A 24852-nucleotide genomic window follows, 5' to 3' on the forward strand; every position below is an offset into this window, starting at 1 on the left:
CATCCCCTTCGAAGGTTCATGCGTTCGCGGGTCTGCGGTCGCTGTGCTGGTGCGGGCCGGGGCGACTCGGCGGCCCGCGGCCGCGCGGCTGCACCGGAGCGGGGATTGGCTGTCGACCGGTATTTCGAGTGCCGTGACCGGGCTGGTGGGTGATCCGGCCGGCGCAGGAGGCAGGTCGAGCAGCGCCAGCGGTGTCAGAGCGCATGGGGCGTGCCCTCGCGGTCGAGGTGCTGGTCGCGCCAGCGGCGCATGTGCGTCTGCACTTCGTGGTCGAGGAAGGCGCCCCAGTGGCCTGCGGCGGCCAGCTGCTGGCGGACGCGGTGCTCTTCGCGCACTGCCACCGCCTCGTGCTCCTCACGGGCGGCCCGCTGCTCGGCCTCCCGGGCGAGACGTTCCTCGACAGCAGCGCGTGCGTGCTCGGCCTCCCGCTCTTCGGCACGGCGGGCCCGGCAGGCAGCGCACGGCTCGTCGGTGCCGATGATCAGCCCGTCCTCACAGGAAAGGTCGGGACACTCATGGGCGGTAAGGAGGTCAGCGACGTAACCGACGGGGCGCCGGATGCGGTCCGGGCCGGCGTAGTCGGCGGCCGCTCGCTCGGGTCCGCGGGCTTGGTACCAGCGGCGGTTGATACGGGCGATGAGCTGTTCGGGGGTGCGGGACGGGATCGGGCAGGCGCCGGCCTCCGATCCGGGGGCCCCGGTGAGGGCGATGCAGATGGCGCGGACGAGCGTGGGGGCGAGGCGTCCGTTCGGGCGTGCGGGCCGAACCTCGCGGGGTAGAGCTGCGGCGACCTCGTCCCATCCCGCGGGCCGTCGGCGCGGCCGGGCCGTGATGGTCTTCTGCTGCTTCCGGCGGATGCCCGAAGAGCCCTTACCACCCGCACTGGTCCTTCGGACGTCCGGAAGGCGGTTCCCCTCGGTGGGTTCATTGTGTCCGGTTATGGAGGGTGCGCCGGTGACACCCAGGGAGGGTGTCACCGGTAACCCCTGGGAGGGGTCGTCGGCGCCCCCTCCCCCGTCGGTGGGTCCGCCCTGGTCGGGACAGGGGTTGTCAGCAACCCCTGCCCCCGCGGGCCGGTCCGGCCTCGAAGCGGGGCGCGGAATGAAGTCGCCGTCGCGGACAGCTGCGTACCGGTCGTCGTGGTCCTGGTAGTGGTCGATCTCGCTGAAAGGGGCGTTGGTGCCGCCCCACTGGTCCCATGGCCCGTGGACGAAGAACCTGTTGCTGGTCTTCGAGCCGTTGCCGCGGTAGCGCTGCCGGGCGGACAGGTAGCCCTCACGCCGCAGATCCCGGAGCAGGGTCTTGGCGCGTTCCTCGCTCACCAGCGCTTCGCCCGCGATCAGCGCTCGGCTGGGGAACGCGGAGTAGTGCTGGTCGCACCTGGTGGCGATGGCGAGGAGGACGAGCTTGTGGGCCGGTGTGGGAAGCCGCAGCCGCATGACATAGGCGGCGGCGTCGACTCCGCTCACGTCCGGCCGTCGCAGTTCGTGCGGAGTGCGCGGAGTACCGGGGGCGGGCAGGCCGTGGTCCCGGCACGGTGCTGTGCCGGGCCGACGGTGGACCAGCGGGTCACGCGTCGTTCCCGTGAGCGCGGGTGAGGGCTTCGGTCAGCAGGTCTTCGGGCCGTCCGCCTCCGCTTTGGAGCTCCCAGCCGCACGCCAGGTCCGCGACCACGCTGCGCGCGAGCCTCAGGTACTCCTCCGGGTGAGTCTCGCGCGCCGCGAGCCAGGTTCCGATGTTGCGGGTGTGCGAGCTGACAGCCAGCAATTCGTTGATCAGCACGGACGGCGCCGGTGGCGTAGTACGCGAGGTGCAGTCGACCGCGGGCGCTGCGGGCGCGCTGGAGCGGCGGCCAAGTAGGGGACGGCGCCAGAGCATCGGGCTCCTCCTCGGGGACGGGTTCTGCTTGGTGATCAGCAGACCCGGGTGCTGTGACCGGAACGCTCACCACATCCGGTGACCGCGAGTCACATTCACGTCACGCGGGCTGTAGTGACTTCGTGGTCATCGATCTGGTCACGGACGAGCTCACGGGGTCAGGGGATCGCGCAGCCGGAACTGCGCAGTGGGGGCGAAGACCGGCTGTGCAGTGCGCTCGGCGAAGGGTGCGCAGCCCGGATTGCGCGGCCGGGGGCGAGGGCTCAGACGGCGGTCGCTGCGCAGAGCGGCGGCGCCTGGCCTGTCTCCCGCCGCACCGGAAGTGCTGCCGGAGGCGTCTGCCGACGAGGCGGGTGCCCGGCGGGTGGCTGGGGTGGCTGGCAGTGGTGCGGGCCCAGTGCCGCTCAACGGCCGGCGAGGTCTGGTGACGGGCGGGTGGTGGAGCGCGGCCGCGGCTGTGGTGGGGGTTGACCGGTTGGTTGACCACGGCGTTGCCAGCCGGATGTGACCCGGTCGTGACTGTGGTCAACGTCGGCTGGCCAGTGGACCGGTCACGCATGCCGGGTTGTCTCCAGGTACCGAATCACCGCTTCTGACCTGGAGTTCGTATGTCTGTGTTCCGACGCCGCGAGGTGTTGCCGGATGCCGGGCAGCCGCCGTCCGGGGTGGCGGTCCCGGTGCGGCTGCTGAGGGCTCGTCGCTGGGTCCGGATGGGCCGGGTGGGGATGTGGGCCGCGCTGGCCGCTGGCCCGGCCGCGCTGCTGCTGATGGTTGGCGGCTCCCCGGACACGGCCCCGGTGACGAAGGAGAGCACGGCGCCGCGGAAGGTGCGGATCGCTGACCCTTCGGGATACGCCGAGCTGTTCGTGACGCTGTGGCTGCGCAGCGACGGCCGGAGCGAGGGGAGCACGGCGGTGCGCAGGATCCGTGCGATGGCCCCGGGGGTGGATCTGCCGGAGCCGCGTGAGAGTGCGCAGCCGGACCGGGGACTGGAGCGGGTGACGGCGGTGCGCAGTGCGCGGCTGGCGGGCGGTGCGTGGTCGGTGACGGTGGCTGCGCAGTTCTCCGGCGGTCAGGTGCGCTACTTCGCGGTGCCGCTGGTGGTCTCGGGCGGCGGCGGGGCGGGCGCGTTCGCGGTGACGACGGGTCCGGCCCGGGTGGCTGGGCCGTCTGCGGCGCGGGTGCCGGAGTCGGCGTACGGCGTCTCGGTGCCGGAGGGCAGCGAGCTGGTGTCGACGGCGGCCGATTTCTTGTCGGCCTACCTGACCGGCGGCGGGACGGGTGAGGTGGAGCGGTATCTGGCGCCGGGGCTGCGGTTGGCGCCGGTGGGCGGGTCGTTGTACGAGCGGGTGGAGGTCGAGCAGGTGTCGGCCGATGACGCCGCGGCCAAGGGCTCGGTGCCGCCCGACGGTACGGCGGTTCGGGTTCAGGTGCGGGTGCGGGCGGTTGATCAGACGGCCGCCTGGCCGCTGGTCTACAGCCTGCGGATGTCGGCACGGGCCGGGCGCTGGGAGATCGCTTCGCTGAGCGCCGACCAGGCGGGGGCCGTGCGCGCTCACGGTGCTGGCTTCGGTCGGCTGGAGGAGCGGCCGGGCGCGGTCCGGTGGGCGTGGGCTGCTGGCGGTGCGCGATGAGCGACGGTGTGGTGCTGGCGGGGAAGCTCGATGACCTGGGGAACAGCTGGCTGAGCATGCTCGGCGAGTGGGCCGACAAGGGGCTTCCGGTGGCGCTGTCGTGGATCGTGATCATTGAGCTGGTGCGCCGCGGCAGTCTGAAAGCGGGGATCGGGGCCCTGCTGGCGATGGCCGTCGCTCTGGGCATCTACGCCTCGAAGTTCAGCCTGGCTGCGATGTTCGAGGACGAGGTCAACAACCCCTCGAAGTCCTCGCCCGCGGTGACCGAAGTCGTGGACCGGGTCGGCCCGCCGGCTAAGGAGTCGCGGTGAGCGCCCCGGAGCGGCGGGTGAGCCGGACGTACACCTCGGCGCGGCGGCACCCGTGGGTGCTGGGGCGGGTCGGTGACTGGAAGATTCCACTCGGCCCGTACACGCCGCCGCAGGTGGCGGTCGCGTTCGTCGGGGCGGTGCTGCTGATCAAGACGTTCAGCTGGTGGTCGTGGCTGGGCCCGGTGCCGGTGGCGGCGTGGGCGGTGGCGGTGTGGATGGCGCGGCGGACGCGGATCGGGGGCCGGTCTCCGTGGGCGGCGCTCGGCGGCTGGGTCGGCGTGCTGCTGCAGCCTCCCCCGGGCCGGATCGGCGGCCGCCCGGCGCGGGATCGCCAGCCCACGCTCCTGCTGGGGGCTTTCACCATCGAACCGCCCGTCGCCGCGGCCGAGGTACTGCCGCCGCGCGCACCGGTGTTGCGGCCGCGCCCGGCGCCGGCCTCCTCACCGCCGTCAGGGCGAGGTGCCCGTACGCGCCGGTCCAGGCGCTCCCGGCGCGGCCGTGCGGAGGCGGTGCCCGTGCCGCAGACCGCGCTGCAGCAGCTGCTGGGCGCCGGTGCATCCGATGAGCAGACGAATGGGAGGGGGCAGTGATGCGTGTGCCCATCCGGCATCTGGCCGGGCACATTCTGTGGTCCGTGCACGGAGGGGTGTGGGGGATCTGGCGGGTCACCGCGGTCGGTGGCCGGTACGTCCCGGATCAGGTCCGGGAGGAGGTGCTGGGCCAGGTGACGTCCCTGGTCCGGTCGCTGACGGGCACCCCGCGGTTGTTCGGGCTGTGCGCGCAGGTGGATCCGGCCGAGGTGGCCGAGCAGATGGTCGCCGGGGTGGATCTGGAGCGGTGTCCGGGCTGGGCCCAGACGGTCGAGGCCGGTCTGGATCTGCTGGAGGACCAGGAGATGCACACCCGGACGCTGTGGCTGGCGGTGCCGCTGTCGGCTCCTGGCCGTGGTGCCGCGTCGGCGGTGGTCGGCTCGATCCGGGCGGATATCCAGTCCGCGCTTGGCCTGCCGCCGACTCCGGTGCGCCGGGAGGAGGTCGTGGCCTACCAGGGGCAGGCCGAGCGGGTGGCGGCCGCGTTGGGCAGCGGGCTGCCGCTGCGGCCGGCCAGCCCGGCGGAGATCGTGTGGATGGTGCAGCACGCGGTGCACCGCGGGATGGATGAGCCGCTGCTGTCCGATGCCGAGCTGGATGAGCAGTACGGCGGCCGGGTGCGCGACGGAGAGCTGTGCTGTCCCTCGTACGCGGACCTCGGGCAGGTCCGGCTGGCCGAAGGCGGCCACACCGGAGCATCCGGTCCCGGGGCGGAGGCCGGGGATGAGAGGGAAGGGGACAGCGAAGGCCCGGGCGGGCAGGCTCGGGCCGGGCGGGGCCGGAAGCCGTGGTGGCGGGCTGCGGTCCCTTCGCCGCTGCGGCGCAACTGGCTTGAGGTGGAGTCCGAGGCGGGCACCGGGTATCAGGCGCACCTGGTCCTGGCGGAGGTGCCGCCTGCGGTGGGTGAGGACGTCGCAGATCTGTTCGCGCAGCTGGAGAGCCTTTCCTTCCCGGTCGACTTCCTGGTGGAGCTGGAGATCCTGAGCGCGGAGCGCGCCAAGGAGCAGTTGCAGAAGAAGCGGAACGAGCTGGTCGACCAGGCCGATCAGTGGGACGCCAAGCCCAGCGGGATGCCCAGCTCGCTGCCGGGCGCGGCCCAGGATCTGGGCGAGGAGGACGCGCGGCTGTCGCGGACCAGCGCGGAGGTCGAGGTGCAGCCGGTGACCGTACTGACGGTCTGGGGCCGGGACACCAGGACCTGTGACGCGCGGGCCCGCACGCTGACGGGGCTGTTGCGAGGTGCGGACTACCGGGCGGTGCGGCCGGTAGGTCTGCAGGAGCGGCTGCTCGCCTTCGGTCTGCCGGGCGCGGCGTGGCCGCCCGCCATCCGGCGGGAGTTCCGGCAGGTCCAGCTGTCCGAGGACTGGGCAATGACCGGGGCGTTCGCGGACACGAGCGTGGGTGATGGGCGCGGCGCGCTGATCGGGATCGATCTGGACTGCGGCACGGTGCGTCCCGTCCTGGTCGACGTCGCCAACGCACCGCAGCAGCAGGCCTCCGCGTCGGCGGGGGTCATCGGCGATCTGGGCAGCGGCAAATCGGTCCTGGAGAAGCTGCTGACCATCTCGGTGGTCGACCGCGGCGGGCAGGCGATCGTCATCGACCGCACCCCGGTGCGCGAGTGGGCCGCTTTCGCCGAGACCGCCGCGCCGGGGACCTGCCAGGTGATCGACGCAGCCTCGGCCCGGATGTCGATCGACCCGCTGCGGACCTTCACCGGCCCGGCCGGTGCCCACTATGCGATGAGCTACCTGACCCTGCAGTTGGGGATCGGGCCGATGACCACCTCCGGTGCGGTGCTGCACCGGGCCGTCGAAAAGGCGGCCGCCTCCCCGGCGCCGTCCATGGCCGCGGTCTTGAGCGCGCTGCAGGAGATGACGGACGCCGAGACCGCGGGCGGCCCGGCACGGCAGGAGGCGGCGCAGACGCTGACCGACCTGCTGCGGATCGTGGTGTCCAACCCGCTGGCGGCCATGGTCTTCGACCCCGACCTGCCGCCGCTGCGCCTGGACCAGCTCGGCCAGGACCTGGTGGTCGTCACCACCGCCGGGCTCACCCTGCCGCCGATGGAGGCCTTGGCCCAGCCCGACGTGCTGCGGCAGCAGCCGCTGGAGGCGCTGATCGGCCGGGCGGTCATGTATCTCATCGCGGCGATCGCCCGGCAGTCCGCGTTCAGTGATCCCTCGCGCTTCACCCAGATCGTCATGGACGAGTGCTACTGGCTCACCAGCAGCGCTGAGGGCCGGGCCCTGGCACACGAGATCACCTACGACGGCCGCAAGCACGGCGCGGCCGCGATCTTCGGCGCTCCGGACGAATCCCACCTCCATGACCTCGGCGGGCTGCTGGCGTACAAGGCGGTGGGCCGCACCTCCGCCCCGGAACGGGCACGGCGGGCGCTGGAGTTCCTCGGTCTCGATCCGCAGGATCAGAGCCTGCTGCGGCTGGTGACCAGCGGGCTGTCTCCGGTCGGGAAGCAGGGCCGCGAGGGCGAGATGCTGATGCGCTTTCCGTCCATGCAGGTGGGCCGCGTCAAGGTCATCGTGCCGCCGGTGAGCCGCATCGTGGACCAGATCTTCACCACGCCCGGTGATCTGCCCGGTCGCGTCGATCTGCACAAGCCGGACCCGGCCGCCGCCGCGACCCGCGGGAGGCAGACATGAAGCCGACCAAGTGCATCCGGCCGGCGTCGGCCGGCCCGCGGCGCTACAGCAGGGCGGGGAACGTGGCCGTCTTCGTGCTGCTGGCCGTGGCCGGTGCCGTCCTGGCGTTGGCTCTGCTGGCCGGAGGCGAGGCCCTGCTCGACGCGGCGCTCCCCCGGACCGGCAAGGCCTTTACCCCCACTCCGTCCGCGCCGTCGACGAGCGGAGCGGAGGGGGCGTCGGCGACGCCCGAGTGCACGCCGCCGGCCGAACCGGTGGGCAACGGCTGCCATGAGCATCTGCCCGGGGAGAGCACCGGCGCCGACCCCGCCGGCTCGTGGTGGGTGATGCTGCTGGTGCCCGCCGGCCTGGCGCTGGTGGTGTACACGGTCTCCGGGCGGCGGCGGTGATGGGCCCGTGAGGCGATTGGACCGGGGCACGCTGCGCGCGGCCGGGTTCGTGGTGCTGCTCACTGTCGTGTTCTGCACGGTGAACACGACGGTGGCCGCGGCGGCGGACGGCAAGGGGGGCGGCGGCGGTCTGCTGGCGCCGCTGAACTTCACCACCTCCGAGGGCGCCCCGTTGAACCGGTATGAACTCAACGCCGACGGCGGGAACGTGACGAACGTCGGCGGGCAGATCCGCACTCTGCTGCTCGGCGGACTGTTCACGCTGGTGAGGCTGATGGTGGGCCTGTCCTGCTGGCTGACCGAGACCGCGTTCGACTTCCCGCTGCTGAAGGTGCTGATCCGGCCCGCGCAACAGGTGTCCGACGAGTACAACAAGATCGTCGTGGACACCCTCGGGCTCAAGGGCGTGCTGCTGTCCTGGGCCTTCGTCTTCGGGCTGATCTTGTTCCAGCGCGGCAAGGTCGGCCGCGGGCTCGGCGAGATCGTGCTGACCCTGCTGATCGCGGCGCTCGCCACCAGCAGCCTGATCCGCCCCGACTATCTGCTGGGCCGCAGCGGGCCCCTGGAACAGTCCCACCAGGCCGCCATGGAAGTCAGCCAGATCACGATCAACAGCCACTGGGGCCCCGGGACCGCGGACGACCCGTGCGAGCTGGTCGTCGGCCCGGCCCAGGATGCGTGCAACAAGAGTGATCTGCGCTCCGATGCGGTGTCCCGGCCCATCCAGGACGTGCTCACCGACGTCCTGGTCGTCAAGCCGTACGAGTTGCTGCAGTACGGCCGCATTCTCGATCCGAAGGACCCGGACGACAAGAAGGCGTATGCCGCCCACCTGAAGTGGGTGCGGGGCAAGGAGTACGACTCGGCGGCCAAGCGTGCCGAGCGGGAGGAGACGTGCAAGGCCGAGCCAGCCCCGCTGACCGGTCGCGCTCTGGAGTACTGCCTGCGGGGAGAGAGCCGCAGGGATGCGACGCTCCATGAGATCGGGGATCTGATCAAGCTCAAGACCGATCCGCTGAGCGCGCTCGATCCCTCCGAGACGGATTTCGACGACTTCATGGAGGACTTGGAGGACTCGGGGAAGACCGGCAAGGCTGCCGCCGCGTACGCGCAGGATCCCACCTGGGATCGGGTCGGCGCCGTGCTGCTGCTGCTGATCGCCGTCATTTTGATCACCGCGCTGGTCAGCACCATGGCGCTGGTGCTGCTCGGCGCCCAGGGCGCCGACGTCGGCGCGGCCGCGGTCGGCGGCGTCGCCCTGGTGTGGGGCATGCTGCCCGGGCCCAGCCGCATGGTGGTGTGGCGGTGGGTGTCCATCTACTTCATCAGCGTCCTGCTGATGTTCGTCACGGCGCTGTTCCTGCCCGCTTTCGGGATTGGTGTGGACGCGGTGCTGATGGACGGCCCGGACCTGATGGTCGAGCGGCTGCTCCTGGTGGACGCGCTGGCGCTGGCCGCCCTCGCCTTCCACCGCCGACTGCTGCGCGGCGCGAGCGACTTCGGGTCCCGGATGGCGATGCGCATGCGTTACGCCAAGGTCGGCGGCACGCATCTACCCGGGGACACCTCCGAGATCGGAGCGGCCCTGGCCATGCACGGGGCAGGCGCGATCGGGCGCCCGGGGCTGCTGGCTCTTGGCGGCGGGTCCCAGGCGCACGCCGCGTTGAGTACCCGCCACAGGTTGCTGAACCAGCTGTCCGCGTTGACCGACGGAACGGGTATGCCCGTCGACTCCGGGCAGCTGCTGGGCGATGCCGCCGCCGAAGCGCGGCGCGGCCTGGCCCCCGCCCTCATTCCAGCCCAGCTCGGGGCACGGGCTGCGTACGGCCTGCTGATCGGCCGCCGCCCGGATGACGACAAGCTCGCCCGGCTTCGCAAGCCCACGGCCGCCGCCTCGAACAGCGACGGTGACAGCAGCAGCTCCGGTGGCGGGGAGGAGACCGGCTCGGGCCGGGACGGCGGGGCGCGGATGGTCGCCAGCCCGCGCACCGGGGAGGTGCTGTACGACCCGAGGGACGGCCGGACGCTGCTGGGGACCCGGGTCCACAACCGGATGGTGCGCTACCGCGGGTACCGCATCGCACGCGGCGCCGGGCGCCTGAGCTACTACTCCACCTACGGGCTGCCCGCCGCCGCGGCCCGCGGCCGCGGCCGCGTCAGCCGGGCGGCGACGGATGCTCGCACCCAGCTGCGCGTCTACGGCAACCAGGTGCGCAACGATGCGCAGGGCTGGGTGCAGGCCGGACGGGCGATCGACCGGGCTGGCCAGCGCACCGCCACGGCCGCCCAGGTGTACGGACCGGCTGCTGCCGACGCCGTACGCCGCGGCGTACGGAACACCACCGCGGCCGCCGTGCTCTCCACCTCACCGCACCGTCCGAGTGCGCGCACCGGCGGCTCGCGTCCCGCCTCCTCTGTCAGCGCCGGTGTCGACCCGCGGCGCGAGGCGCGGCGGCGGGTTCTCGATTCCCTGATGCTCGCTCAGCGCTCCACCTGGGAGCGGCGTCCGCGGTGGGGCCGGGACGCCGAGGGTGGTGAGGATTCGTGAAGCGGAAGCTGGGGTGCCTGGGCGTGGTGCTGTTCTTCGCGCTGGTGTGCTGTGCCGGGCCGATGACGATGTCGATGTCGGCGTCGTCGGGGTCCGGAGGTGCGTCCTCCAGCGTGGGGGCGGCGGCGGCCGGTATTCCGGCCCGCATGCTCACCGCCTACATCGCGGCCTCGGAGAAGGTGCGTTCCTACCGTCCCCAGTGTGAGGGGATGGAGTGGGCGGTCCTGGCCGGCGTCGCCAAAATCGAGTCCGGGCACGCCGCCGGGCACACGGTGAGCGCCCGCGGTGATGTCCGGCCGCGCATCCTGGGTCCGCGGCTCGACGGTTCCGGGGCGGGCGGCAACACCACGGCCATGCCGGATACCGACCGTGGCCGGTGGGACGGCGACCGCGCCGGCGAGCGCGCGGTCGGCCCCTTCCAGTTCCTGCCCTCCACCTTCCGCGCGGTGGCAGAAGACGGGAACGGAGACGGTCGCCGGGACCCGCACAACGTGGACGACGCGGCGCTGAGCGCGGCGGTCTACCTGTGCGGGAGCGGGAAGGGCCGCGACCTGACGAAGCGGCCGCAGCTGGAGGCGGCCATCGGCTCGTACAACCACTCCAGTGCCTACGTCACCGATGTGATCGGCTGGATCAGCCGCTACAAGTCCGAAGGCGCCACTCCGTCGGTCAAGCAGGTCAAGGGGGCGGCTCGGACGGTGGTAACGGCGGCGCTCGGTCAGCGTGGGGTGCCGTATTCGTGGGGCGGTGGAACCGCCAAGGGCCCGTCATACGGGCTCTGCTGCAGCCCGGGCGGATCCTCCGGGGACCAGATCCGTGGGTTCGACTGCTCGGGCCTGACCACCTACGCCTTCGCGAAGGCCGGGATCGCCCTGCCGCGGACCGCTGCCGAGCAGGCCGGGGTGGGCCGCCGTATCCCCGCGTCCGCCGGAGTGCGAGCGCTTCAGCCAGGGGACCTGGTGTTCTTCGGCTACGTGCCCACGGAGAACGGGACGATCCATCACGTCGGCATCTATCTCGGCAAGGGTCAGATGATCAACGCGCTCCGGCCGGGGACGAAGGTCCGGATCGATCCGGTGAGCGTCATGCCCGACTACGCGGGCGGAGCCCGGCCATGGTGACCCCCACGGGGAAGGGCCCCCGGCAGCGGCAGCGCCTCGCGACCGGTTCTGCGCGTCCGGAAGCGCCACGCCGCTTCCATCGTCCGGGCTGGCCACTGGTGGCAGCAGCCGCCGCACTGGCACTGGTCGGGGCGGTACTCCTCGCGCAGACCCCCGGCAGCAGACCGGCCGCTCGCCCCCACGTCCCGTCAGCGTCCGCGCCGGCTTCTGCCTCACCACCGGCTAGCGCACCGGCGGCACCCGCGCGGTCGGCCGGCCCTTCACCTCATGAGGACAGGCAGAGTTCCAGCGCTCCCCCACGGCACGAGGCCCTGCCGCCGCCCGGCGAAGGGGCCGCGGGCGATGCCGCCATCCAGCGCGCGCTGGAGCGATCCCTCCGTACCCGTCTGTCTGCCGGCAGCGAACGGCAGCTGGCCCGGCTCGGCCGCGCCGTGTGGACCGCCGAGGTCACCGGCCACGGCCGGGAGCGGTGGCCCGGCTACTTCCCCGATGACCACCCGGTGCGCCCCTACCGCCACTTCCGTATCCAGGCCGCCGTCGCCAGCCGCATGAACGACCACCAGGTGGTGGTGCACCTGGTCTGGGCCGGGGCCTCGGGGTCCGGATTCCTCGACAACCGCACAGCCCGGGTGCTCCTCACCCCGGCGAAGGGAGGTTCCAGGTGGGTACCGTCGCGTTGAACGTGAACGGCGGCATTGTGCAGGCCACGGTGGATGCCGTGGCGTCGGTGTGGGCACTTCGGTGGTGGATCCTGCTGACTGGTCTGCTGCTGTGGGTCGTGAGTATCTGGTGCAAAGGGCGCCTGGCGGAGCGAGCCAGCGGACAGCGCATGGCGGTCGAGCTGATACCGTCCCGGCGGTTCGATCCCTCTGCCGAGGAGATTTTCCGGTACGGGACGCTGCTGTCGCGTGTGGCGGTAGCGGGTCCGTGGTGGACACCGCGGCGGGCGAAAGCGGTACGGATCCGGATGCGGGCCGATGGGACGCGCCCGCTGTCGTACCGGGTGGAGGGGCCTGCCCGTGCGGTTCACCTGCTGCGGACCACTCCCTATGGGCAGGTGCGGTGTGAGAAGACCGCGCCGATCATCCGGGACAAGCAGCGTACGTTCACCGTCCGGGCCCAGTTCGCGTTGCACGGTGGTGCGGGAGACCGGCTGCGCGAGGTTCCGTTGGAACCGGATCCGCTGCAACCGCTGGTGGATGCGGTCGCCGATCTGCGGGCCGAGCTCGGTGATCTGGCGGAGGTGTGCCTGGATCTGCAACCGGCGCCTCGCTGGCAGCTGAAGATGCGCCGTTGGCAGGTGGTCGAGGCAGCCCGCCAGGCCGAGCGGCGCGAGGCGCGCCGCGCCACTCGGTGGATGTATCAGGGTGCGCGCGAGGTGGAGGACTCCGTCGCCTACCAGCTCACACGTCTGCTGATGCCGGGCGAGGCCGGCAGGGGGTCTTATTCTCCGCGGCGCATGTTGATGCCGCCCGCTCCTCGGCGCGTCGACCGGGAACGGGTGCTGGGCAAGCTGACGGAGGACGCGCATCTGGTACGCGTCCAGTTGATGGTGCGCTGTTCGTCGAATACCGATGGCCGAGCGGAACGCCGGATGCGGCAGATCCATGCCGCTCTCGACGTCTTCGCCGCGCGCACCCGCTTCGCCTGGATGGGCAGGCTGTGGGGTCCGATCCGTATCGGACCGGACCGGCCGCCGTGGCGCGCAGTCTTCGATCACCGGTGGCGTACGGGGCAGATGCGGGCGCCGCGCAGCAACTGGGTCCACGTCGAGGAGGTCGCCGGGCTTCTGAAGCCGCCGACCGTGCATTGCCGGTTGCCGCTGATGCCGAGGGATGTCCCCTCCTTCCGTCTGCAGAGTCCGGAGTTGCTGTTGCAGGGCTGGCACTGCGGGGCGGATGGCCGGTGGCGGCTGCTGGCTACCCGTGAGGAGGAGACCTTGTTCGAGGTGGCGATCGGCAAGGCGGGGGGAGGCAAGACCGAGCGCGCCTTGTGCCAGGCGGTGGGGCTGGCGCATGCCGGGCACGGGCTGCTGTACATGGACCCGCATGGGGACTCGTGGAAACGTGCCGCCCCCTTCCTCGCCCATGACGCGATCATGGAGCGGATCGCGCGGATCGACTTGGCCGTGACGAGTCGGCAGGCACGCTTGGGCTGCTGGAACCCGTTGGGCATGGATTGCGGGCAGCGGGCCCACGAAGTGGTGGCAGCGGTCGTGGACGCGTTCGCCTCTGCGCTGGGCTGGAGTGATGTCACCGCGCCGCGGGCGATCACTATCGCGACGAAAGCTGTGCAGGCTCTCGTCGCGGTCAACGCGGCGGCGTGCCGGTCCCGGATGGCGGGCTGCCAGGCGACGCTTTTCCATGTTCGCCCCCTGCTGACGGATCCGGTGTTCCGCGAAGCGGTTCTGGGGGTCCTCGATGACGAGCAGGTCGCTTGGTGGCGCACGTCCTTTCTCGCGTTTCCGGCGGACGCTCTACCGACGGTCATCAACCCTTTGGACCGGCTTGCTGCCAATCCGGTCACCCGGGCGATGCTCGGCAGCCCCGTGGGCGCCTACGACATCCGAACCGCCATGGACCGCCGAATGGTGGTGTGGATCTGCCCGGCCGGCAACGGGCCCACCGATCGGCTCTTGGTGGCCTTGCTGGTGCGCGACCTGCTCCGCGCCGGACTGTCCAGGCGTGACGTGGACGAGCAGCAGCGGGTGCCCTTCCGCGCCTACCTGGACGAGCTCATCTCTCTGGATGGGGCGGCCGACACCAGCATCGCCGAGATCCTGGAGCAGCTGAGGAAGTTCCGGGTGCGCGTGCACGGCATGACCCAGTTGCTACAGCGGCTGAGTGGTGCCGTCCGCGGCTCGCTCTTGCAGAACTCCTCCACGCTCTTCACCACCACTGGGTCCCTGGAGGCGATCCGGTTCATCACCAACGAGTGGGGGGATCAGGTTGACCCCGCCGAGGTTGCCGAGTTGGAGCGGTATCACCATTACGCCAGCCTGACCGTCAGCGGTCACCGCGTCGGTCCGCTGTATCTGCGGGGTCCTGAACTGCACGAGGTCTTCGGTCGGCTCGCCCGCCCCAGGGACGTCGGCGCACTCAACCAGGCCGCAGACAACATGGCAGGTGCCCGGCCTGTCGGCGAGCTGATCAACGTCGCCAGCCATCAGCAGGAAAAGGTCCTCGAGTTCCTCACTCGCTCGGCCCATGAGGCCACGGCTCGGCCCACTGACTCCTCTTCAGTTCCTGATTCTGCCGGCCCGTCGCCCGACGCGGCCGCCAATACAGCTCGGAGGTATCAATGACCTCGTCCGCATCCGCGCCGCAAGCCGAGCGCGCCGGCCCGGCGCCCGGGGAGACCTTGGCGCACCGTGTCCTTGCGGCCCTGGCTCAGCACCGGGTCGTCGATACCCGGCAGTTGCAGACACTGCTGTGGACCGGCTCCCGACAGCAGTTGTCCGCCATCTTGGTCATGCTCCGCCAAGAGCATCTGATCGATTTCATCACTCTGCCGACGGCCAACAGGCTGCGAGCCTGGTATCTCACGCGCCGCGGCGTGCACGCCACCGACCGGTGGCCGGAGCTTCGGGACCGGTCCAGGTATCCGATCACGGGCAAGACGATCGCCTCTCTGGTCGCCGCTCATACGCGTGCGGTCGTGGACACGCACCTGACCTTCGTTCGGGATGCCCGGGAGCACGGCGACGATCACGGACCGTGGGACTGGTCTCCGGAGACCACTCACCACTTAGCCGACGGTGACCTGCTCAGGGCGGACGCGCTGATGTATTACGGCGCCGCTTCGCTGCGCGGCGCGCGGGCACAGTTGCAAGCGTTCGTCGAGGTCGATCGCGCCACCGAGAACAGCGGAAAGCTCGCCAGCAAGCTGATCAAGTACGCCCGGTTCTACGCCCATACCCCGCCGTCAACCGCTCGTCGGGATGCCGCGCGTCAGCAGGCCGCCGCCCCCACGTGGCAGCGCTGGTACCCGGTTTTCCCCCGAGTGCTGTTCGTGCTCTCCAACGCTCGTCCCTCTGACTACCAGCGCCGCATCGAGGATCTTCGGGGCATGGTGGCCGAGCACCCGCTGGTGGCCCGGATGGCGAGCAAGGTTCCGCTCGGCGCCGCGATCCTGTCCGACCTTCAAGAGCACGGACCGCGGGCCCCGGTGTGGACGCATCTGGCGGGCCCTCCGGAACGCTGGCGGACGGACAAGCCAGCGGACCGGTGTGCGTGGACCGACCTGTGATCTGTCCACGCACACCGGTCTGGACAGCGCTCGCTGAGCCCCTGGGGCGCTGACGGCGGGGTTCCCCGGGAGAGCGCGCTGCGTGGACCGACCTGTGAGCCACTTCAAGGGGACCTGTTGTGACTCAACTACGCGGAAGGTCAGAGCAGTTGTGCGATTTCGTTACGCGCAATGACGGTATTTTGCTTGCCCTGAGTAGCGGGGTGACCACTAGCATCACTGGCGTCACATCCGACGCGCAGAATGCGATTCGCAATTTTCGATGCGCGTGGCAGCGTGTAGTGGTCGACGGGCACAGGCAGGGGGTGACATGTCGGACAGTCCGGCGATACTTCGCAGAGTGCTGGCCCAGCACTTGCAGGAGCTGCGGCAGCGGGGCGGCCGTAGCTTCACGCAGGCCGCTGACCGGCTCGGGCTGCATCACACCACCATCCGGCGCATGGAGCAGGGGCTGCACAGGCCCCCGCGGGAGCCGGATCTACGCGCGCTGCTTGAGTACTACGGGGCGGGAGAGGGGGAGATCGCCGCGCTGGTGGCCCTGGCGGGGCGGGCTGCGGGCCGGAACTGGTGGGACCAGTACGACCTGCCCGCGTCGCTGGCCGAGTGCGTGATGCTGGAGGGCGCCGCGGCCAGGATCCGGGCGTACGCGCCGTGGGAGGTCCCCGCCCTGCTGCAGACCGAGAACTACGCCCGCGCCACGGCCCCTGACACGGAGCCGGACTGGCGGCTCGATCTTCTGCGGCAGCGCCAGGCCGTGCTGGGCAAACCCACCGGGCCGCTGCTGTGGGTGGTGCTGGATGAGTCCGTGCTGCACTGGCAGATCGGGGCGCCCAGCGTCATGGCCGACCAGCTCGCCCACCTGCTCGAGATGGCGTCCCGGCCCCGCATCAACCTCCAGGTCGTGCCGTTCTCGTCCGGCCCCGCGCCGGCCTCGCGGGCGGGAGCGTGCTGCGCCTATCGCATGCGCGTGCGCGAGTTGCCGGACATCGTCTGCACCGAGCAGCTGGACGACCTGGTCTTCGTGAACAAGGCGGCGGCCGTCGCGCGGTACACCGAAGTGCTTGACCAGACCGCCGGGCAGGCCACGTCCATCGGGGACGAGACGCGCCGCCTGCTGGAGCGGATCCATGACCACTGGAGAGCAGCAGCATGACCGACCACAGCATGCCCGCGCACGGGGCGCGGCTGTATGCGCACTTCCTGGGGGACGAGCGGGACAACTGGCCTGGCGATCTGACGCTGGCCCAGCGGATTGAGCAGCAGGTGCCCAATGTGCGGCTCATCGCCCGCAACCAACGCCGCTTCGTAATGCGGGCTGTTCGCACGCTCACCGACTACGGCATCCGGCAGTTCCTCGACATCGGCTCCGGGCTGGCGCACGAGCCCAATGTCCACGAGGTCGCGCAGGCCGCCGATCCCGAGTGCCGGGTCGTCTACGTCGACCAGGACGCGGTGATCACCGCCAACCAGCAGGCCTCCTTCGCCGTCGATGACCGGGTCCGTCATCTCACCGCCGACGTGCGCGACCCCGACGCCATCGTGGAGTCACCGGTGGTACGCGAGCTCATCGACTTCGATCAGCCGGTCGGGCTCATGCTCGCGAGCGTTTTCCTGTTCGTCCCGGACAGCGCGGATCCGGCCGGGATCATCAAGCGACTGGTCAGCGCGGTGCCGTCGGGCAGCTACCTCGCTTTCAGCCAGGGCACCTTCGACTACGACGACGAGCAGCATCCGGTGGAGACCCTGACCCGCATGTACGCCGAGGGCGGCGTCATCGTCACCCCGCGCGACAAGGTCACCATCGCCGCGTTCCTGGAGCAGGCGGGCCTGGCGGTCCTGGCTCCCGGCATCGTGGCCACCAACCGCTGGAGACCTGACCCCGGCAGCCTGGCGGGCCCGGAGGCCGAGTCCTGCATTCACGCCGCTCTGGCGTACAAGCCGTAAATCCGCTGCCAGCGGGAGCCGTTCGCGAGGACCGGCTCGCCACCACGACCACGGAAGAGGTCCTGTGACAGCACGACATTCATCCGCCCGTTTTGTCCATCGTCGCCCGGCGCTCGCGGCGCTGGCGGGAGCCGCCCTGTTCGTCTCCGGCTGCGGCGAGGACGGGCAGGCGGACGACGGGGCGAAACCGTCCGGCACCGCGGCGTCCTCGTCCGCGCCGGAGTCCTCCCCGCCGGCCGCCGATCCGCAGCAGGCGGCGAAGAAGGAGGTCCTGGGCGCCTACGGCCACTTCTGGGACGAGCAGGTCAAGGCGTACGCGAAGGCGGACTCCACCGGCACCGAGCTGACCCGGTATGCCACCGGGAACGCCCTGTCCCGTGCCGAGAGCGATCTGACGAGCCTGAAGAGGGCGGGCAACGTGCTCACCGGCAAGCCGGCCCACGACGCCCAGGTCACTGACCTTGACCTGGAGCGGAAGGTCCCGTCGGCCACGCTCAACGACTGCCTGGACGTCTCCGACTGGAAGACGAAGAACCGCAAAACGGGGAAAACAGTGCCCGCTCCGAAGGGCCAGTTGAAGAAGTACGCAGCAGCAGTGAAAGCCGAGAAGTGGGGGAAGCAATGGAAAATCCTGGACGTGAAGCCTCAAAACAACACCTGTTAGTCCTCGGAGCGGCCGCCGCTCTCGCGCTGGCCGCTCCCGGCGCCGCCCGTGCGGACTCCCCAGGCGGAGGAGCCAGCGTCGGTGACTGCGCCGGCCAGGTCTCCTACGTGTGCGTCGGCGCCACCGACCCCGGCAGCGCCGGTTCGGACCAGGGCGACTCGCAGCAGCCCGCGCACGGCGACGGCGGCGGCCCGACGCCCGCTCTGAAGCAGGGGTGCAACGCGCGGAAGCTGTCTCCGCAGCCTCCCGCGGGCAGTGAGCTGTGGCAGGGGCACTCCCCGGATGACGGCGCGGTCTACATCCGCCCGTGCCCCATGGCCGGCGGGGACAGGGCCAACGAGGTCATCCTCGGCGGAGCGTTCTGGGCCGGTGACCCGCCTCCGGCCGTCGACCCCGCCGTCCTGGCGCAGCAGGCCGTGGACAAGATGCAGCTGACCGGGCCGGACATCGTCAGCCCCCGTGCGGCGGGGCGGTGGACGGTGGGGGTGCCGGTGTGGATGCACGTGGGCAAGTCGCCCACGACCTTCGGGCCGACCTCGGCGTCGGCCTCGGCCGGGGCGGTGACCGTGACCGCGACCGCCAAGGTCAAAACCATCAAGTGGTCGATGGGGGACGGGGAGACCGTCACCTGCGCGGGGGCGGGGACGGCGTACCGGAAGGCGTACGGCAACCGGAACTCGCCGGACTGCGGCCATACCTATGCGCGGACCTCCGCGTCGGAGCCCGGGGAGAAGTACACGGTGACCGCGACCGCCACCTGGTCGGTGGAGTGGACCGGCGGCGGGCAGTCAGGGGAACTCACCGAAGTCCGGGACTCGCAAGTCGATGTGCCAGTCGGCGAGTTGCAGGCGCTCGGCTGACGCCGGTGCCGGGAGGGATCGAGAGTTGAAGACCAAAGACCGTAACGCCCAGACCACCGGTGCACCCGCGCCGACGGGGCCGGTGGTTCCCCCGCGGGTGTCGGCCCGGCGCAGGAGACCAGGTCTGATCGCCCTGGCGGTGGTGCTGATCACCGGTGGCGGGGCGGGCGGTGCGGTGCTGCTGATGGAGAGCGGGCAGCGCACCGAGGTGGTGACCGTGGTCCGGCATGTGCCGGTCGGGCAGGTGGTCACCGACCGGGACCTGGGCAAGGCGTCGGTGGCGCTGGATCCGGCGGTCAAGGCGGTGAAGTCCGCGGACCGGGCCGGTGTGGTGGGCAAGCGGGCGGCGGTGGAGCTGACGCCGGGGTCGCTGTTGTCCAGCGGGCAGGTGACCGGCAACTCCCTGGTCAAGGCCGGTGAGCAGGTCGTGCCGATGGGGCTGAAGCCCGACCAGGTACCCGCCAGCGATCTGGCGCCCGGTCAGCGGGTGCACATCGTCCAGGTGCCGGGCGAGGACCAGGAAGCGGGCGCGAGCCAGCAGCAGCCAATCCCGGCGCACGTGGTGAAGGTCGGCGCCCCCTCCCCCGGTACCGGGGAGGTGGTCATCGACGTCGCGGCGGCGCGGTCCCAGGCTCCGACGCTGGCTTCGTGGGTGTCCACCGGCGATGTCCGGCTGCTGATCGACGCGCAGGGCGGTTCGTGATGGCCGTGATCGCGTTGGCAGGCGGTACCGGTGCGCCCGGGGTGACGACGACCGCGCTGGGCCTGCTGCTGTCCTGGCCGCTGGATCCGGGACGGCGAGTGGTGCTGGCGGAGTGCGACCCCGACGGCGGATCGGTGCTGTACGGGCTGCTGCAGGGCACGTTGTCCGACCGGTACGGGCTGAAGAACCTCTCGGTCGCGGCGCGTAAGGGCGAGCTGCCCGAGGCGTTCTGGCGGCAGCTGGTCGACATGACCGACGACGGGCGGACGGAGCAGCCCACGGGCGACCGTCTCGTGCTGCCCGGGATTACCGATCCGGCGCAGGCGGCCGCACTGGCGCCGGCCTGGGAACCCCTGGCCGATCTGTTCGCGGGGATCGAGCGGCATCCGCAGTTTCCGCATGACGTGCTCATCGACCTCGGCCGCAACGGGGCATCCGGCCCCTCGGCGGTCCTGGCCCAGCGCGCGGACCTGCTGGTGATGGTGGCGCGGTCCACGATGCGCGGGATCCAGGCAGTACAGATGCGGATCGAGACGTTGCAGGAGCGGGTGGGTGAGATCGGGCTGCTGCTGGTGGAGGAAGGGCCGTATTCGGCCGGGGAGGTGCAGCGGCTGCTGAAAGTGCCGGTCGTTGCCACCCTCCCCCACCGCCCGGCGCTGGCCCGGGTGCTGTCGGACGGAGTGGAGCAGCCGCGCTCGTTTGCGCGCAGCGAGCTGATGCGGGCCGTTGCGGGGGCGACGACGCCGTTGCGCCAGCGGGTTGCGCTGCGGCGGGCACGTCTGGCGCCCCGCGGAGGGCCGGTGAACGGTGGCGGGGAGGTGACAGCTGGTGCGTGGTAGGCCTTTGCATCCGGACCCGAGCGTACGGGTCCCGCGGCCGTGGAATGGTCCGGCCGCTGCCGCCGGGCCGGGGCAGGTTCAGTCTGCCGGTGCGCCGGTGGGCGCAGTGCCCTCTGCTGTGCTGGGCGATGGGGTGCCGCAGGTGGTGGTCGACCGTCAGGCCGTGGCACTGGTCAAGGACCGCATCGCCCGGCAGATCACCGAGTACCGCAAGACGCAGCCGTCGGTGGCGGTGGCGAGCGTCGAGCAGCGGGCCCGGGACTGGATCAACGCGGCGGTGGCGGAGTGGTCGGACGCGGCCGCGGCCGAGCGCGGGGTCAGCCCGACCCCGGCGGAGGACGCGGCGCTGGCCCGCGCGGTGTTCGACGAGCTGTTCCGGGCGGGACGACTGCAGCCGCATCTGGACAACGATCTGGTGGAGAACATCTTCATCAACGGCCCCCACGAGGTATGGCTGGACTTGGCCGGGGGGCGCCGGGAGCGCGTGGCGCCGGTGGCGGACTCCGAAGAGGAACTGCTGGAGCTGCTGCGGCGTCTGGCCAGCGCGGACGAAGGGCAGAGCGAGCGCACTCTGACCACTGCCAGCCCGATGCTCGCGCTGCGGCTGAAGGACGGATCGCGGCTGCAGGCGGTCACGGCGGTGAGCCCGCGGACGTATGTAACGATCCGCCGGCACCGGGTGCAGGAAGCGGATCTGGGCGACATGGTCCGCCTGGGCGCGATCAACCCCACCCTGGCCAGCTTCCTGTCCGCCTGCGTGAAGGCGGAGAAGAACGTGCTGATCGCCGGACCGCAGGCGAGCGGCAAGACATCCCTGATGCGGGCCATGCTCAAGGAGATCGACCCGAACCAGCGGTTCGCGACCATCGAGACCGAGTTCGAGCTGTTCGCGCACACCAACGGCTTCCACCAGCAGGTGGTGGCCATGGAGGCGCGCGAGTCCAACGGCGAACGCGGCCCGGACGGACGGCTCATGGGAGAGATCACGCTCCTGGACCTGATGTACCGGGCGCTGCGGATGTCGCTGTCGCGGATCGTGGTCGGGGAGGTCCGCGGTCCGGAGATCGTGGCGATGCTCCAGGCAATGACCAACGGACAGGGCGGCAACCTGTGCACCCTGCACGCCTCCGATCCATCGGTGGTCTTCGACCGGATCGCCGAGCTGTATCTGCTGGCGCAGGGCAACATGAGCGATCAGCTGGCCTACCGGCAGGCCGCCAACGGTCTGGACTTCATCGTGTTCGTGCGGATGCTGGACGAGACACAGATCGGCGGGCAGCGGCACCGGTTCATCAGCCACGTGCTGGAGGTGACCGGGACCGGGGAGTACGGGCGCCCCGCCACGAACGCGATCTTCACCCCGGGTGAGGAGTTCGGCGAAGTGCGGGCGGTACCGCGCATGTACCCGGCGTGTATCGCGGATCTGCGGCGCGTGGGGTTCCCCGACCACCTGCTCAGCCCGTCGTACGACAGCTGGGCCGGGCAGCCGCTGTCGCTGAAGGTGGGGGCGGCATGACGGCGCTGATGATGGTGGTGTGCGGCATGGCCCTGGTCGGTGGCCTGGTGGCGCTGGCCGCCGGGGTGGCCGGTACGACCACTCCCCCGCGGCCGGGTTGGCTTGCCCGGTGGCGGGCCAGGAGCGCTGGTCAGCCGGATCCGGTGGAGCAGCGGATGCGGCGGCGGGCCCGCTGGGTGGCCGGTGGCGTGCTCGGTCTGGTCGTCTGGCTGGTGACCGGCATGTTCGTGGCCGGTGCGCTGGCAGGGCTCGTGGTCGTGGGGGTGCCCTGGCTGCTGTCGCCCACCCGCTCCTCGCAGACCCGCATTGTGCAGCTGGAGGCGCTGAGTCACTGGGCGCGCCAGCTGGCGGATGGTCTGCGGGTGGGCCGGGGGTTGCAACAGGCCTTGATCGCCAGCCGGAAGGGGGCTCCGGCCGTGCTGGAAGAGCCGGTCGCGGCCCTGGCCGATCGGCTCCAGCTGGGCTGGGCGCCGGAGGAGGCGCTGCGGGAGTTCGCTGATGAGCTGGGCGACATCACCGCGGACAAGGTGGTCGCGGCCTTGATTTTGTCGATCGCCGACCGTGGCCCGGGGCTGGCGCAGTCGCTGGAGGACCTGGCCGAGACGGTGCGTGAGGAGGTCGGCAAGCGGCGCCAGATCGAAGCGGACCGGGCCAAGCCGCGGCAGACCGTGCGGTGGATGACGCTCATCACCGTCGGGGTGGTCGGGCTCGGGTTTCTGGTGCCCGGCTACACCGCCCCGTACGGGAGTCTGCTCGGCGAGCTGGTCCTGGCCGCGGTGTCCGCGGGGTTCGTCGCGGTGCTGACGTGGATGCGGTCGCTGGCCGAGCACCGCCCGGTGCCCCGGTTCCTGATTGCCGACCCGCGCAGCCGGGTCCGCGCGGCCGCCGAGCCGGTCGCGGCGGCCGAACCGTTGGAGGCATCGTGATCAACAGCGCTGCTGTGGTGGCCGGATGCGCCGTGGGCGCGGGAGTCGCTCTGCTGGTGCGGGAGTTGGTGCGCCCGCAACCGTCGCTGGCCGCAGCCCTGCGGCGCACCCCGCCGGGGGCCGCCGATCTCAGCGAGGCGGCCGGGGACCGGGACGCGGTGTGGGGCCGGTGGCTGGTCGACCGGCTCGGCAGTCTGCCCGGTGTACGGATGCCAACCCGGAACCTCGCCCTGCTGCGGCAGACCCCGGAGCGGTTCTTGCTGACCAAGGTCGCCCTGGCCGTTCTGGGGCTGCTGGCGCCGGTAGTGGCCGCGGCTCCGTGGCTACTGCTCGGGGCGGGCGTGCCCCTGTATGTGCCGGGCGTGGCTGGACTGGCGGTCGCCGCCCTGCTGTGGGTCGTGCCGGATCTGCAAGTGCGGGACCAGGCCAAGCGCGCCCGGGAGGAGTTCGCCCACGGCATCACGGCCTACCTGGACCTGGTGGCTCTCAAGCGGGCGGGCGGCGCCGGACCGACCGAGGCCATGGAACGCGCGGCAGGCGTCGGGCAGGGGTGGCCGTTCCAGTTGCTGCAACAGGCGCTGCTGCGGGCGCGGGTCGACCGCATCGCACCGTGGGAGGCCCTCGAGGACCTCCACCGCGAGCTGGAGCTTCCCGTCCTGGAAGACATCGCCGAGATCATGCGCCGGTCGGCGCATGACGGGGCCGCGGTCTACGCCAGCTTGCGGGCGCGCGCGCTGAGTCTGCGGACCGAGCTGCTGGAGGCGCAGGCCGCTGAGGCGAACTCGGACAGCGAGAAGATGACCGCCCCCGGCGCCCTGCTGGCGGTGCTGGTCATGCTGCTGATCGCGTTCCCGGCTGTCCTGCGCATCCTCACGGCCGCCTGACCACCGTATTGACCACGCATCAGCAAAAGTAGAGGGGAATGGAATCGTGTCCACGCGTTTCATCACCGCGAAGGCGGCCGTCGTCCTCGCCGCTTTGGACGAGCGGCTGGAGGAGATGCGGCGGCGTCCCGACCGGGGCGACATCAGCATCACCACGGTCATCATCTGGGTGGCCAGCATCACCGGAGCCATCCTGATCGCCGGGACCATCGCCGCGGTGATCGCGAAGTACAACGGCAAGCTGTCGGGCATCTGATGGCCGCGGCCGTGCCGAGCGTCTGGGACCGGTGGAGAGCACGTCTGGCCGGCGACCGCGGCGACGCCAGCGTCCAGATGGCCATCGTCTTCCCGGTCGTCATCCTGCTCACGGTCGCGGTCGTGCAGGCCAGCATGTGGTACTACGCACGCGAAATCGCCCTGGCCGCCGCGCGTGAAGGCGTCACCGCCGGGCGCACCTACCAGGCGGGCCCCGGCGCGGGGGCGGCACGTGCCCGCCAGGTACTGGAGCGCACGGCTGGGGACAGTCTGCGCGGCGCCACGGTCTCCACGGCCGGAAGCACCGGGGAGCGGGTCCGTGTCCAGGTGCACGGGGCGGCGCCGTCGTTGCTGCCGTTCGTGCCCGACCTGGCGGTCACCCAGTCCGCGTCCGGGGCCGTGGAACGCTTCACCACCCCGGGAGGCTGACGTGTCGCGCACGGTTGGTGATCGTCTGGCCGAGGACCGGGGCAGTGAAGCGGTTCAGGCCGCCATCATCACCCCGCTTTTGATCATGTTCTTGTGTCTGGCGCTCGCCGGAGGTCGCATGGTGATCTCGGGCTCGAAAATCGACGCGGCGGCCGAGGACGCCGCGCGCGAGGCCTCCCTCGCGCGCTCGGCCGCGGCCGCCCAGGAGGCAGCCCAGTCGGCGGCCGAGGAGTCCCTGTCCGACCAGGGCGTCGCTTGCGCGAGCACCAGCGTGGCGGTCGATACCAGTGGCCTCAACGCTCCGCTGGGGCAGGCCGGTTCGGTGACCGTGACCGTGCGGTGCACGGTCGAGCTCGCCGACCTGCTGCTGCCCGTCCCCGGGTCCCGCACGCTGGAGTCGACCTTCACCTCCGTCGTCGACCAGTACCGGCAACGCGAAGGAGCCTGAGG

The 24852-nt window shown here is 71.4% G+C and carries 24 protein-coding genes; 22 read left to right on the forward strand and 2 right to left on the reverse strand.

The annotated features are described in order from the left end of the window. Nucleotides 1–194: 194 nt before the first annotated feature. Nucleotides 195–1469 (reverse strand): hypothetical protein, encoded by a 1275-nt coding sequence (locus tag LCH29_RS37075; protein WP_446466077.1) that lies wholly within the window; start codon nucleotides 1467–1469, stop codon nucleotides 195–197. Between the two features lie 100 nt (nucleotides 1470–1569). Further along, nucleotides 1570–1782, reverse strand: coding sequence for a hypothetical protein (locus tag LCH29_RS37080; protein ID WP_446466078.1), 213 nt, complete (start codon nucleotides 1780–1782; stop codon nucleotides 1570–1572). Between the two features lie 704 nt (nucleotides 1783–2486). On the opposite strand from LCH29_RS37080, the gene LCH29_RS37085 reads away from it, so the two are divergent. The 22 genes from LCH29_RS37085 (at nucleotide 2487) to LCH29_RS37190 (ending at nucleotide 24850) form a co-directional block, all read left to right on the forward strand. Then, nucleotides 2487–3512 (forward strand): conjugal transfer protein, encoded by a 1026-nt coding sequence (locus tag LCH29_RS37085; RefSeq protein ID WP_446466079.1) that lies wholly within the window; start codon nucleotides 2487–2489, stop codon nucleotides 3510–3512. After that, a complete protein-coding gene (locus LCH29_RS37090; protein WP_446466080.1) occupies nucleotides 3509–3823 on the forward strand; it encodes a hypothetical protein in 315 nt (104 codons plus the stop codon). Before LCH29_RS37085 ends, LCH29_RS37090 begins: the two co-directional genes overlap by 4 nt. Continuing rightward, a complete protein-coding gene (locus LCH29_RS37095) occupies nucleotides 3820–4413 on the forward strand; it encodes a hypothetical protein (RefSeq protein ID WP_446466081.1) in 594 nt (197 codons plus the stop codon). The genes LCH29_RS37090 and LCH29_RS37095 overlap by 4 nt, the downstream gene beginning before the upstream one ends. Beyond that, nucleotides 4413–7076 carry an ATP-binding protein gene (locus LCH29_RS37100; RefSeq protein WP_446466082.1) on the forward strand — a complete coding sequence of 888 codons (2664 nt, stop codon included), beginning with the start codon at nucleotides 4413–4415 and terminating at the stop codon, nucleotides 7074–7076. Before LCH29_RS37095 ends, LCH29_RS37100 begins: the two co-directional genes overlap by 1 nt. Further along, nucleotides 7073–7465 carry a hypothetical protein gene (locus LCH29_RS37105; RefSeq protein WP_446466083.1) on the forward strand — a complete coding sequence of 131 codons (393 nt, stop codon included), beginning with the start codon at nucleotides 7073–7075 and terminating at the stop codon, nucleotides 7463–7465. Before LCH29_RS37100 ends, LCH29_RS37105 begins: the two co-directional genes overlap by 4 nt. A 7-nt stretch (nucleotides 7466–7472) precedes the next feature. Next, entirely contained in the window at nucleotides 7473–10013 is a 2541-nt protein-coding gene (locus tag LCH29_RS37110; RefSeq protein WP_446466084.1) for a hypothetical protein, read from the forward strand. Beyond that, the gene (locus tag LCH29_RS37115) at nucleotides 10010–11134 is read left to right on the forward strand and encodes a C40 family peptidase (protein WP_446466085.1); all 1125 of its coding nucleotides are present in this window, start codon (nucleotides 10010–10012) and stop codon (nucleotides 11132–11134) included. Before LCH29_RS37110 ends, LCH29_RS37115 begins: the two co-directional genes overlap by 4 nt. A gap of 431 nt (nucleotides 11135–11565) precedes the next feature. After that, a complete protein-coding gene (locus LCH29_RS37120) occupies nucleotides 11566–11814 on the forward strand; it encodes a hypothetical protein (RefSeq protein WP_446466086.1) in 249 nt (82 codons plus the stop codon). Then, nucleotides 11796–14438, forward strand: a complete 2643-nt coding sequence (locus tag LCH29_RS37125) for an ATP/GTP-binding protein (RefSeq protein WP_446466087.1) — start codon at nucleotides 11796–11798, stop codon at nucleotides 14436–14438. Before LCH29_RS37120 ends, LCH29_RS37125 begins: the two co-directional genes overlap by 19 nt. Beyond that, nucleotides 14435–15382, forward strand: a complete 948-nt coding sequence (locus LCH29_RS37130) for a replication-relaxation family protein (protein WP_446466088.1) — start codon at nucleotides 14435–14437, stop codon at nucleotides 15380–15382. The genes LCH29_RS37125 and LCH29_RS37130 overlap by 4 nt, the downstream gene beginning before the upstream one ends. 340 nt (nucleotides 15383–15722) lie before the next feature. Beyond that, nucleotides 15723–16535: a helix-turn-helix domain-containing protein gene (locus LCH29_RS37135; protein WP_446466089.1), complete on the forward strand. Its 813-nt coding sequence runs from the start codon at nucleotides 15723–15725 to the stop codon at nucleotides 16533–16535. Beyond that, nucleotides 16532–17326, forward strand: coding sequence for an SAM-dependent methyltransferase (locus LCH29_RS37140; protein WP_446466090.1), 795 nt, complete (start codon nucleotides 16532–16534; stop codon nucleotides 17324–17326). Before LCH29_RS37135 ends, LCH29_RS37140 begins: the two co-directional genes overlap by 4 nt. A 64-nt stretch (nucleotides 17327–17390) precedes the next feature. After that, complete coding sequence (locus tag LCH29_RS37145; RefSeq protein ID WP_446466091.1) at nucleotides 17391–17990, forward strand: hypothetical protein; 600 nt, start codon at nucleotides 17391–17393, stop codon at nucleotides 17988–17990. A gap of 107 nt (nucleotides 17991–18097) precedes the next feature. Next, nucleotides 18098–18850, forward strand: a complete 753-nt coding sequence (locus LCH29_RS37150; RefSeq protein WP_446466092.1) for an ATP/GTP-binding protein — start codon at nucleotides 18098–18100, stop codon at nucleotides 18848–18850. 25 nt (nucleotides 18851–18875) lie between these two features. Next, nucleotides 18876–19553, forward strand: a complete 678-nt coding sequence (locus tag LCH29_RS37155; protein ID WP_446466093.1) for an SAF domain-containing protein — start codon at nucleotides 18876–18878, stop codon at nucleotides 19551–19553. After that, nucleotides 19553–20392 carry a hypothetical protein gene (locus LCH29_RS37160; protein ID WP_446466094.1) on the forward strand — a complete coding sequence of 280 codons (840 nt, stop codon included), beginning with the start codon at nucleotides 19553–19555 and terminating at the stop codon, nucleotides 20390–20392. The genes LCH29_RS37155 and LCH29_RS37160 overlap by 1 nt, the downstream gene beginning before the upstream one ends. A gap of 106 nt (nucleotides 20393–20498) precedes the next feature. Next, nucleotides 20499–21908, forward strand: coding sequence for a CpaF family protein (locus tag LCH29_RS37165; protein WP_446466095.1), 1410 nt, complete (start codon nucleotides 20499–20501; stop codon nucleotides 21906–21908). Beyond that, complete coding sequence (locus tag LCH29_RS37170; RefSeq protein ID WP_446466096.1) at nucleotides 21905–22834, forward strand: type II secretion system F family protein; 930 nt, start codon at nucleotides 21905–21907, stop codon at nucleotides 22832–22834. Before LCH29_RS37165 ends, LCH29_RS37170 begins: the two co-directional genes overlap by 4 nt. Next, complete coding sequence (locus tag LCH29_RS37175; RefSeq protein ID WP_446466097.1) at nucleotides 22831–23718, forward strand: type II secretion system F family protein; 888 nt, start codon at nucleotides 22831–22833, stop codon at nucleotides 23716–23718. The genes LCH29_RS37170 and LCH29_RS37175 overlap by 4 nt, the downstream gene beginning before the upstream one ends. A 46-nt stretch (nucleotides 23719–23764) precedes the next feature. Then, nucleotides 23765–23974, forward strand: coding sequence for a hypothetical protein (locus tag LCH29_RS37180; protein WP_446466098.1), 210 nt, complete (start codon nucleotides 23765–23767; stop codon nucleotides 23972–23974). Next, on the forward strand, nucleotides 23974–24402 hold the full coding sequence (locus tag LCH29_RS37185) for a TadE family protein (protein ID WP_446466099.1): 429 nt from the start codon (nucleotides 23974–23976) through the stop codon (nucleotides 24400–24402). Before LCH29_RS37180 ends, LCH29_RS37185 begins: the two co-directional genes overlap by 1 nt. Before the next feature lies 1 nt (nucleotide 24403). After that, the gene (locus tag LCH29_RS37190; protein WP_446466100.1) at nucleotides 24404–24850 is read left to right on the forward strand and encodes a TadE/TadG family type IV pilus assembly protein; all 447 of its coding nucleotides are present in this window, start codon (nucleotides 24404–24406) and stop codon (nucleotides 24848–24850) included. The last annotated feature ends 2 nt before the right edge of the window (nucleotides 24851–24852 follow it).

Source organism: Streptomyces sp. BRA346 (genome assembly GCF_052851135.1).